Annotated in this window: 6 protein-coding genes; all 6 read left to right on the forward strand. The window is 39.5% G+C overall.

Going from position 1 to position 11,545, the window contains the following annotated elements:
• Positions 1-11 precede the first annotated feature (11 nt).
• The 6 genes from DWZ47_RS20725 (at position 12) to DWZ47_RS20750 (ending at position 11,516) form a co-directional block, all read left to right on the forward strand.
• A complete protein-coding gene (locus DWZ47_RS20725) occupies positions 12-1,802 on the forward strand; it encodes a RagB/SusD family nutrient uptake outer membrane protein (RefSeq protein WP_117514504.1) in 1,791 nt (596 codons plus the stop codon).
• A gap of 37 nt (positions 1,803-1,839) precedes the next feature.
• A complete protein-coding gene (locus DWZ47_RS20730) occupies positions 1,840-3,186 on the forward strand; it encodes a glycoside hydrolase family 105 protein (protein WP_158570393.1) in 1,347 nt (448 codons plus the stop codon).
• A gap of 33 nt (positions 3,187-3,219) precedes the next feature.
• Positions 3,220-5,166, forward strand: a complete 1,947-nt coding sequence (locus tag DWZ47_RS20735; RefSeq protein WP_117514508.1) for a heparinase II/III family protein — start codon at positions 3,220-3,222, stop codon at positions 5,164-5,166.
• 83 nt (positions 5,167-5,249) lie between these two features.
• Positions 5,250-6,947 (forward strand): hypothetical protein, encoded by a 1,698-nt coding sequence (locus tag DWZ47_RS20740; RefSeq protein ID WP_147330793.1) that lies wholly within the window; start codon positions 5,250-5,252, stop codon positions 6,945-6,947.
• A gap of 9 nt (positions 6,948-6,956) precedes the next feature.
• The gene (locus DWZ47_RS20745; protein WP_158570394.1) at positions 6,957-8,909 is read left to right on the forward strand and encodes a heparinase II/III family protein; all 1,953 of its coding nucleotides are present in this window, start codon (positions 6,957-6,959) and stop codon (positions 8,907-8,909) included.
• A 12-nt stretch (positions 8,910-8,921) separates the two neighbouring features.
• A complete protein-coding gene (locus DWZ47_RS20750; protein ID WP_158570395.1) occupies positions 8,922-11,516 on the forward strand; it encodes a heparinase II/III family protein in 2,595 nt (864 codons plus the stop codon).
• Positions 11,517-11,545 lie beyond the last annotated feature (29 nt).

Below are 11,545 nucleotides of genomic sequence, written 5' to 3' on the forward strand. Positions count from 1 at the left end.
ACACACACTATATGAAATTTCAAAAATATTTGCTGACAGCATTTATTGCAGCACTATCATTAAACAGTTGTTCTTTTTTGGAAGAGGATCCGTCTCATATTGGAACAGTTGAAACCACTTACACAACTGCTGGAGGTCTAGAACTTGCTCTAAATGCATGTTACTCTTCTTTAAGGGATATACATGAAGACAAGACATTATGGCTTGATGGAACAGATCTGTTCGGAAGAAGTGGTATTCCGGAAAGTGCCAATTGGACCGCTACTGATTTTAATGTTTATAGTACCCAAACGCATACATCTGACAATAAAGTATTCTATAATTTCTGGACTCGTTGTTATCAGGGAATAAATAGAACCAATATTGTACTGGATCAATGCAAAGACATTGAAATGGACGAAGAGCTGAAACAGACACGGTTGGCAGAAGCTACTGTTTTGCGGGCATTATATTATTATTATCTTGTTGAGCAATTCGGGGACATACCATTAATGTTAAAGCATACTGAGGATATAAATACTACTGCAGTAAGGGATCCGGAAGAAAAAATATACGATCAGATTATATCTGATGTAGAAAATGTATTATATGCACTCGACTGGCAGGTAGACAAGTTCGGTCGTGTCAGTAAAGGAATGGCATATTCACTACTGTCGAAACTTTATCTGACACGTGGCTATAAATCTTATGCCGAAAGTACGGACTTTTCAAAAGCGGCAGAATATGCCCGTATGGTCATTGACGAAGGCCCTTATTCGCTTCTGACAGATTATTCGGATTTGTTTGTCCCGGAAAATGAAGAAAATTCGGAAATAATTTTCTCCGTACAATATTCTTCAGACCTTACGACAAATGGTAAAGGAAATACTACTCATACGCTTTTTGGCTCATATGATGGATGGACAGGTATGGACCGTTCAACTCGTTACAACAGACGATTAAATAAATTTTCGGAATCTTTCTTTCTTATATATCTTTTTGGAGTGGACCAAAGTACAGGTAAGCCGCTTACTGCAGAAATAACAAATGGGACATCGGATGGAATCGCTGTTGTGAATTTGCCACCGCAATCCAGTTTTAAAATCGACAAACGTTTTGACGGAACATTCCTACGTATGTTACTAGCTGACAAAGATGCTAAAAATTATTCTCCGCAAGTAGGAGCCAATCCACAAAAAGCGAATGTAAAGAAGACAATTGTAAAAAATGACACTGCTATCTATATGCCATACCCTAATGAGCCATGGAGTTTTGAAAGGATAGATAAAGCAGGATATACAGTACTCAATAACAATATGTATCATCGACGCACGTCAAATGATTGGGCAGGAGATGCCAATAATGCCCGTCCGCTCCTTAATAAATTCTGGGAACCAGGTATGTATGATGATGCCAAAGGAATCAGGGATTTGTTCCTGTTGCGTCTCGGAGAAGTGTATTTGTTAGCAGCTGAAGCTTATTACAAGAATGATGAACCGGATAAAGCGGCTTCGTACATCAATCAGCTGCGAAAGAGAGCATACGGGAAAGATTGGAAAGACGAATACAAATTGTCCGAAAACGAGGTTGATATAGATTTGATTCTTGATGAACGGGGTCGTGAACTTGCCGGAGAGGCTCATTGTTGGGTAGACTTGAAACGGACAGGCAAACTCATTGAACGTGTCAAGAAATACAATTTGCAAGCAGGACATGTCAATACATGTAATATCAGTGAGAAACATTATTTACGCCCGTTGCCATTTGAGTGGACTAGCCGTTTGTCAAATAAAGTAGACCAAAATCCCGGATATGGGCAATAATTATCAAACTTATAAAATAACAACATTGGTTTATATCATGAAAATATTAACTGAAACTTCCATAAGTCTGTTTATCATATCAGTCTATATATGTCTCTGCGGATGCTCCTCCAACAAGAAAGTATCTTCGCCTGATAATATGGCCGATGTGGATGATAAAGAAATATTGTGTACGATTGCCGACAATCTATGCGAGAAAGCTGATCTCAAATTTATAGATACGAACACTCAAAAAGAATATACTTCTGCTTGGGATGCTCCTGAAAATGCAGAATTGAGATTTAAAAACAAGTATTGTAACTGGCATTATACAAATGGGGTGTTGAACATAGCAATGCTTCACCTCGCTGACTTTGTTGAAGAGCCTAAATATGTTGATTTTGTCCGCAATCATATTGCTTTCGGATTTGATAATTACAAGTATTTTCAGCCACGATACCAACCGGAGAAGCATGGTAAACATTGGAAATATCCTCTAGGGGAACTTTTCAATACGCTCGAACTTGATGATTTTGGCGCTATGATATCTAGTACGCTTGATCTTTATATGCATCCGTTAGGTGAAAAAAAAATGGAATATCTTGACTATGCAATGGAGATGGGAAAGTTTCTTAAAGATAAAAAACTTCGCACTGAAAATGGAACATTTGTACGTTCCTTTCCGCAGAAGAATACCCTTTGGGGAGATGACCTTTATATGAGTGTACCTTTATTGGTAAGATTATACCAAATCACAGGTGATGAGACTTATTTGAATGATGCATTGAATCAGATAGAAAGTTTTGATCAGTTGTTATGGGATTCGCAAAGAGGATTATATTATCATGCTTATTATACTGACCTCAAAAGAAATGGAGTTGCGCACTGGGCACGCTGTAACGGCTGGCTCATGTTCGCTAAAATAGAATTATTGAAACATACTCCTGAGAATTATCCCCGCAGACAAATGGTAATAGACTTGCTTAACAAACAAGTCTGCGGTCTTGCCCGCTATCAGAGTCCTGAAGGATTATGGCATCAAATCATCGACCGTAATGATTCCTATCTTGAGTCTTCTGCTTCAGCTATGTTTACTTATTCTATTGCTTCCGCGGTAAATAACAAATGGCTGGACAGCCGATATGCATCATTGGCGATTACTGCATGGGAAGGTCTGAAAAAACACATGCTTACTGGCAATGGTGATATGAAAAATATATGTGAAGGTACTGAAGTACATGAGGATCTGCAATACTATTACACACGTCCATGTGGCATTAATGAAAAACATGGATTGGGAGCACTTATTGAGGCTGGGATAGAAGTTATGAGACTAAAACAGAATTATACAGATATTGTGAAGGATATTACAATCAGAGTCAATCTGAATAATGAAGAATCTTGATATAATTAAGAGATTACCTATAAACAAAATAATATGAAACGCCAGCTAATTTATATAAGCCTGTTCTTTTCTGTTGCATTGTACAGTTGCAAAGAAGATACTATTACAGGCGAACCGCCACAAGAAAATATTCCTGAAGATATAACAGAGCTCAAGCCTGTTGAAAACTATCCGGGACTGATTCTACGTGCGGAAATGTATGATATTTATAAACAGCGTTTTGAAATGCTTCCGGTAAATAGTCCTGCAAAAAAAAATAAAATTGTCAAAGCAATGTTTTCTGATTCGGAAACCGAAAAAAAGAATGCTACGGCAGAGTTTATTTCGTATTGGAAAGACTATGCATCCAGATGGACTCAAGAAGTCTTGGAAAGACCAGAACCCGATGGAGTTTCATTGCGGGGTGTATGGCGGTGCATACATCTGTATGATATCGTAAAAAGCTTTGGATATCTTAAAGCGGGAGAAGAAAATGATTTCAGAACGGCTTTGGTACAGGCTATAAAATGGGCGATAGGTACGGATAGTAAAAATCCCCGGATTCCGGATGATTATTTCCGTTCGGGGAATATTTATACGGATGTATATTTAGCCGCTGGATTGGTAGGACTGACATTTTATGATCAGCCCCAAAGTAAGGATTGGGTCAACTACGCTTTAGCAGAGTTGAAATGGCAACTGTCACACAGTGTATGGGACGGATGTTGGCATGAGACTCCAAGATATCATGCTTACACTATGAAGCTTATGGGACAATTTATGGAAGTTCTTTATAACCGTACCGGAATAGATATGTTTCAGCATGAGAAGAATAAAGAACTCGCATATTGGTTCGTACGTTTCAATAGTCCGCGTGATAAAGTGGCCGGTTTGAATGTCGGCATAGCGGACGGAGTCAAATTATTCCCCGGATTGGGAGACGCAGCGTGGGGGGAAAATCTGGCTCCTGTCAACCAATATGCATCGCATTATGCCAAGACTGATCCGAAATTATCTGCTGAGTTAATGTGGCTTTGGTCATTGTCAGGGTATATATATTCTGAAGAACCGGTACTCGACCTTTTGATTGACCGTTCGCTTCCTGCCGCTGCTCCCCAAAATATGGGCAGCGATATATGTCCCCAAAGAGGATATATATTGATGCGTGACAAGTTTGAGACTGAAGATGAGATATGGTTTTTACTGAAATGTGGTAAAACATCCATGCACGATCATGCGGATAAAAATTCTTTTTCGCTGATTGCTTATGGTACTCCTATGGCACTTGATGCAGGTGCGGCCGATTATAATGATCCGGGACACAAAAACTGGAATAAAAAATCAATCTCCCATAATATTGTCACTTTCAGAAATAAAGGAGAAACAGACATCAACAAATACGATAGTCAGAATGCAACAGACGGAGTCATAGTACACTGGGATTCTCAGAATGATATGGATTATTCTGTGACAGATGCTTCAAAAGCTGCTAAAGTTTCCAAGTATATGCGGGAAGTCATTTTTGTGAAACCGGATTATTTTGTTATCAGAGATCAGGTGAATGCAGCCGCTAGTAAAGAAGCTGTATGGATGATGCAAACGCCTTGTGAGGATATTCAATGGGAGGAACATAATATATATTGCCGGAATTCCTGGGGGACAGCACTTGATGTACATGTTGTTTCTCCGTCAACGGTATTGGTAAAACATCAGAATCCGGGACATTTTGGGACATGGACAGAAGAACGTCCGGATAGAAATACAACTATTTACCCGTTCAAGTATCAGCAAACGATACAATTTCCAGCACCTGCAACCGGGAATATCGTCACTGTACTTCATCCCATGAAAGACGGAGCAAAACGCCTGATTGTTACTTCACGTGACAATGGGCAAACATTGAATATAACAAAAGATGGACGTCAAGATCAAATCTCATTCACAGAGAAAGGTATAAACGTTACGATCGGGAGCAAAAACATTATTTCCGAATATAAATAATTAATGAAAATAGTATGAAAATCAAATCATTAGTAGTATCAATAATAGTTTTTATAACCATGATTGGTTGTGAAACGGAAAATATGAATTACCAGGGCCTCGTTCTCAAATTGGATAAATCCGAGATTAATCTTGATTACTTGGCCGGTTCTTCTGACGTGGTAAATATTCAAACGAGTGTAAGTTATCTCAAAATTTACACTTCAATAGATGGGGTTAGTGTTAATACTGAATCGATTATTGAAATAAACAACAATGAAATAAAAAAGAATAATTATCAAAGTATTAATAACTTGAAGTATGAGATGATCGCTGTTGAAGGGGGATATCAACTGAAAATTAGCGCGCTTCAGAATAATGAGAAAGAAACGTCCGTACAAGAGTATTATGTTGTTAAATCAGCAGATGGTACCAGTTCGTTATCGGTTGTACAAAACACAAAAGGAGAGGTCGTTGAAAAAGAAACTGAGTTTTATCCGGAAGGAGGAACATACGAATTAGAAGTGGCTCCGGCAAGCGGAAAAGAAATTGTTGTTGACAAATTAGTGGGGGATGACTGGTTGACATATACTTATGATAAGTCCACACAAAAAGTAATTGTGACTGCTGCCAATTGGAAAAATGGAGATGGGGTAACAGACAGAAACGGAGCCCTGCGCATACAAAATACTTCACAAGGTAATATGATACTGGGAATCAGACAACAGGTACCCTTTGTGCAACTGGATAAAACTATTATCTTAGTCAGTGATAAAAATATAAATGAAACTGTAAACGTCACTACCAATATGGCGCAAGGTACAATTGCCCTTTCTGAAAAACTTGAAGCGCAGGATCCGAATAATCTGATTAGTGCTTCTGCCTTGGAATATGCGGATAACCAAACCCGGAATGCTTCATTTACAATAACTGTCAATGCAGACGGTCTTTCTTTTGATACATCGGCGCGATATAACATTATAGGTATAGGCGAAGCCACTGGATTAACGATGCTGGAAAAAGGGATTGTCATATCCAGAAGCCAGGTATTATTTGAAGAGACATTCAGTACGGGAGAATCCGATTTTGCAAATGTCTGGGAACGTACCAAAGGAGATAAAGCGGAATACACTTCACTTACCTTCAATCAGACACCTTTATTATACAGTGACAGTAACGGGGAATATATCCTTTCAGGCATAGGACGTACTATTCAAAGGAATTATTATGCAGATAAAAATTCTATATCTGTCCAGCATGTCAGTCCTACGTTTACACCAATTACAGAAGGGGAAATCTATGCGTCTTTCTTATTTAAATTAGACCAACTTCCTTATAGAGATAATAATTCCGGGAATTATCATGCGGTACAATATTCTGTTTTGGGCTTCTCTGACAGTGGAACAAGCCGTATAGCCTCTTTTTGGGTAGGTAAAGTGGAGCGTGAAGAGAAATATAGGTTCGGGCTTACACTTGCCTCTAACAACGGTGGCAAAGTATTGTGGTATGACAAGGAGTTCTTCGATAAAACCGATCAAACTTTTTTCATTGTCCTGAAATATAATGTTGGTACAAAACGATTTGACTTATTTATCAATCCGGCTTTGACCCATGCCCAACCCGAACCTACTCTTTATATAGATTTGGAAACAAACAATCCACAAAATGATACGAACACTGCCTCTAGAGTCAGGACGCTCTTTACGCTTGAAAACACCAATAATGCCAATGTCAACTGTCAGATTGGTAGCATACGTGTAGGACGTACCTGGGATGAGGCAGTCCAAATCAAGAACAACTAAAATATGCTTATGAGACAATATATCATATCTTTACTTGGGATTATTTGCTCCTTGCTGCCTTTGGGCAGCAAGGCACAAACCTTATCCACTCCAATGGGCGTGCCTGAATACCCTGTCGAACATATTACTCTGACATCTATAGAACAATATCCCGCTATTATTGTCAGGGCTCAGGATTATGAAATGTTGCGCCGGAATTTCGAACAACTTCCCGATGATTCGAATGCAAAACGAAATAAGATCGTAAGAGCTTGGTTTTCAGATAATGAAAATGATCGCGAAGCAGCGACACGAGAATTTATCCGTTACTGGAAAAATTATACGAAGCGATGGTCGCGTGAAAATATTGAACGTGAGAAACCTGATGGAGTATCAATGAGAGGGATATGGCGGTGTATCCATTTATATGACTTGGTAGAGAGCTATGGGTATCTCACAGAAAAAGACAGACTGGAATTTCGTGATGCATTAGTCCGTACAGTAGAATATGCTTTGGGAAGCAATCCCGATAATTTGAAACTTCCCGGTCAAAAACTTTATGGTTGGCGGGTATCCAATATCTGGGCAGATGTCGCCTTGTCGGCCGGGACTGTGGCATTGGCTTTTCCAGAACTTCCACAAGCTGAGAAATGGCTTAATTTTTCTGTAAAAGAGATTCTGTGGATATTAGAAAATGGTACTTGGGACGGTGCCTGGCACGAATGTCCCCGTTATCATCTTTATCAGATGAAAACAACTTCCAATTTCTTCATTGCTCTTTTCAATCGTACGGGCATTAATCTTTTCACTCATCCGGCAATGAAATCTTTAGCCAAATGGTGTATCGATTTCTCTACTCCACGGGATTTGGTGGCAGGAGCGGCAGCAAATGTTTCCAAAGGAGTAGTAATGTCATTAGGATTGGGAGATTCCACTTGGGGAGAAAACATGTCTGTTATCAATATCTGTGCGTATTATCTTAAAGACAGCGATCCGCAACTTTCTAAAGAGCTCATGTGGCTTTGGAAACGGACAGGATTCAAGTTTTCGGAAGAGTTAGTCACTGACTTATTGATTAATCCGTCACTCCCTGCTACAAATGTTCATTTGAAAAGTACCATAGCTGCTCAAAAGGGGCATATTCTTATGCGTGACAAACATGATACTAAAGACGAAATATGGTTTCTTCTAAAATGTGGAAAGGCTTCGCTTTGCGGACATGAAAACGGGGATGCTAATTCATTTTCCTTAATGGCTTTTGGTACTCCGCTTGCGCTTGATGCCGGTTCCGGAGATTATGGCGATCCCAACCATAAAAAATGGAATAAGAGATCAATAGCCCATAACTTGGTCATATTCAGAAAAACAGGTGAAACAGACCCAGAGAAATATAACAGTTCAGCTTGGGAAGATGGTAAAATAATCAATTGGCAAAGTAACGATCAGATAGACTATTCGGTAACGGATGCTTCCATCCCCAACAAAGTTGAAAAATATATTCGTCATGTCGTGTTTATTAAACCACAATATTTTGTGATTATGGATGAAATAGAATCAAATAGGGAAAGTTCATTTCTGATCCATTCGCCGGCAGAGCGTATAGAATGGGATAAGCATTCATTCAGTCTTTATACTCCTTGGAAAACATGGCTTGACGTACATGCTGTTCTCCCGGAACGGGAGCTCCAGCCTAACGAGCGTGAAGGCCAGATTGGAGCCTGGACATCTAAGATTGCAGATACACGTAGCTGGTATAAATTCAAAACGCAAAAATACATTGAAATAAAAGGAGAGGCCAGTGAAAACTATATTACGGTTCTTCATCCTCGCAAGAAAGGTATAAAACCGTTAAAGACTTCATATGACAGTTCCAACAAAGAATTGCAAATAGAAATCGACGGTCGTAAGGACATTATCCGTTTTACTAAGAATGGAATTAATATAAAAAAGGGAAGTCACACATTTGAATATGCAAATAACTAAATGAACTTGAGTATGTATAATTTAAAAATATCCTTTATAACGCTTCTCATTTTCTTTTCCGTTCCTGTGTTGTCCGGTAAGGTTGCTCAAAGACCATATATGTTTATCAATGAACAGCAAATTAATCGGGCCAAACAACAAGTCGTACATAACGAGGACTTAAGAAGGAGTGTGGAATCATTACAACAAACGCTGGAAAAGAATCTTCGTTCCTGGAGAAAGATGATACCGGAACGGGCAACACCCTACTCCATGAACGAATTGTTCGAGATAGCCAAAATAACCAAGACACGGCCAGATTTAATGACTGAATCTGCGGCAATGATCCTCTATCCGAGTCAAGAGGTAGCAACCGTTCTGCGGGAGAAAATGTTATACGAAATTGGTATTCATAAAGATGAAGGTTCTTGGCGTGAATTAGGTATCCACCAGGGTGAAAGGCTGGGACGGTTCCTTCAGGCGTATGATATTGCCTGTCATCTATCCATCTTTTCGGAAGAAGAACATGAAGCTATCATATCAGAGTTGCATCAAGCCGCACGTTTTTTGGAGGCGTGGACTCTTGAAAGTCCTATCAACTATATTTTCCAAGGACAAACCTACTGTTTCAATATCAAGTATTACCCTATTTGTATGCTTGGTATCATAGGCATGTATTTTCCCGAGTTTGAAGAATCTGCACTTTGGGTAGAAAAGGCGCAGGATCAAGTGACCCGATTGTTGCTGACTGAGAATTTTGCAGACGGTGCTTATGGGGAGAACTCTATCCATTATTGGGCTCCGACCACAGATGGAATACTTCTTTATATCACTGCCAGTCACAACTTGGGATATAAGGATTATATGAAAGATTATACATTCAGGAACTTTTTTCAGAAGTTTATGAGATGGCGTGCTAATCTTACGACTACAGATGGGCGGAAAGTTGCCATAGGTGATGCACACAGGTGTGAAGTCGGTTCAAAAGAATTATTAGACGCCGCTTACCTGTTGGAAGACCACACATTGGCATGGATTGTCAAATCCATCCACGAACGGGTACATGGCGGGTATCTTTTATCTCCTCAACAGTTGCTCACCTTCAACGCTTCATTCAGACTTGAAAAACCACAATATAATTATGCTAACTATATATGGAGCGGATATGGTATTTACCGTTCCGGATGGAATGCGGATGATAACTTCATCATGATGAAATACGGGCCTACCTGGGCCGGACGCAGGGAAATAGAAAAGAAGCCGGTCATTGCCGGACATTCTCATCAGGACTGTATGGGAATTGAAATGTTGTACCATGGCATTCCAATGTTTGTTGACGGAGGTTATCGGGGGGTATACGCTAACTATGAGACTTATGGGGGATTTTGGAAGGCAACTATTGCGCATAATACCGTCGGACTGGGGAATGATTATGGATATAGCCGTACAGACGGACTTTTCAAGGAACATATCAATAAGCATGGTAAAGAATTCAGGTACGAAAAGGAGCAGATTAACACCTATCGTAACTCAACACGTCTGATGTCATTTTCTGATGTAGAAGATGTTGTGTTATTGTCAGCCAAAGCAACCACCTACGAAAATGTGGAACATGAGCGTTCCATTGTCTGGTTTCGTGAGAATTCACTGACGATTGTGCATGACAATCTCACCAGTCCTTATATGCAAAACTACGAATGGTATCTTAATCCTGTCGGTCATTTGATATCTTCAGATAAAAATTATATCATTGGTGATGAAAAAGCACGATTGGCTATTGTCGAAGTCGGAAAACAAAGTCCCACAACAATAATTGGGAGAGGTACTAAAGGAATTCCCGATTACTATTATCCATTTCGGAATGACTTCAAGGATGAACCTCGTTGGGATGGCCCTAATGCACGATGGGCTAATTATACGCTTATGGTCAAATCTCAAAAAGCAGATTCTACCGCTTTCTTCAATGTATTGATACCTTTTCATAAAACGAATCCTTATACAATAGGAAATTGGGGTAAAAAGGGTAAGAAACTTTCATCTGCGTACGGACATATTTTAATTTCAGAGGAAACAAACGAAAAAGAGCTTCTTGTAAATGGCCGATTTGCAGTCGTCTGCAATAACAGTGCTATGCAGCCACAGGAGTATACTTTAAGTAACGGTTACGAATTGTCTGTCTCCGGGCGTACATTGATAAAGACGGAATTATACTCCTTGCCATGGAAAGAGTTATATAAACATAAAGTGACAGGATTGGTGGGATTGAAATCCCAAAGAGCCACTTTTGTCCTGGAGCCGGATCCATGGAATGAATATGTATTAATTCATGATCCCAAGATAGAAGAGGGAAAAGAACCACCGGTTCCCATCCGTGTCAAAGTTTCATTTTATACAGGCAAGAGACCTGTTAAAATGGTAAGAGAGCGCTCCAATGAGTCTATTCCCTCCTTACACAATCCTGAGTTTGACAACAAAATAGAGAAAGCCCGTTTTTATACCGGACTTAAAAATTATGCGAAAATAGAATCACGTATGGCACGGGTAGATCAAGATTTTGAATACGATGATTCTACAGGGATCGTTTCTACCCTTCTTCCCCCCGGGTTCAATCATTTGGTATGGGAATAAAGGGATAACGTTATAGTAAATCAGTTTTC

This window comes from Bacteroides sp. AF32-8BH (assembly GCF_003435205.1).
Taxonomy (GTDB): domain Bacteria; phylum Bacteroidota; class Bacteroidia; order Bacteroidales; family Bacteroidaceae; genus Bacteroides; species Bacteroides ovatus.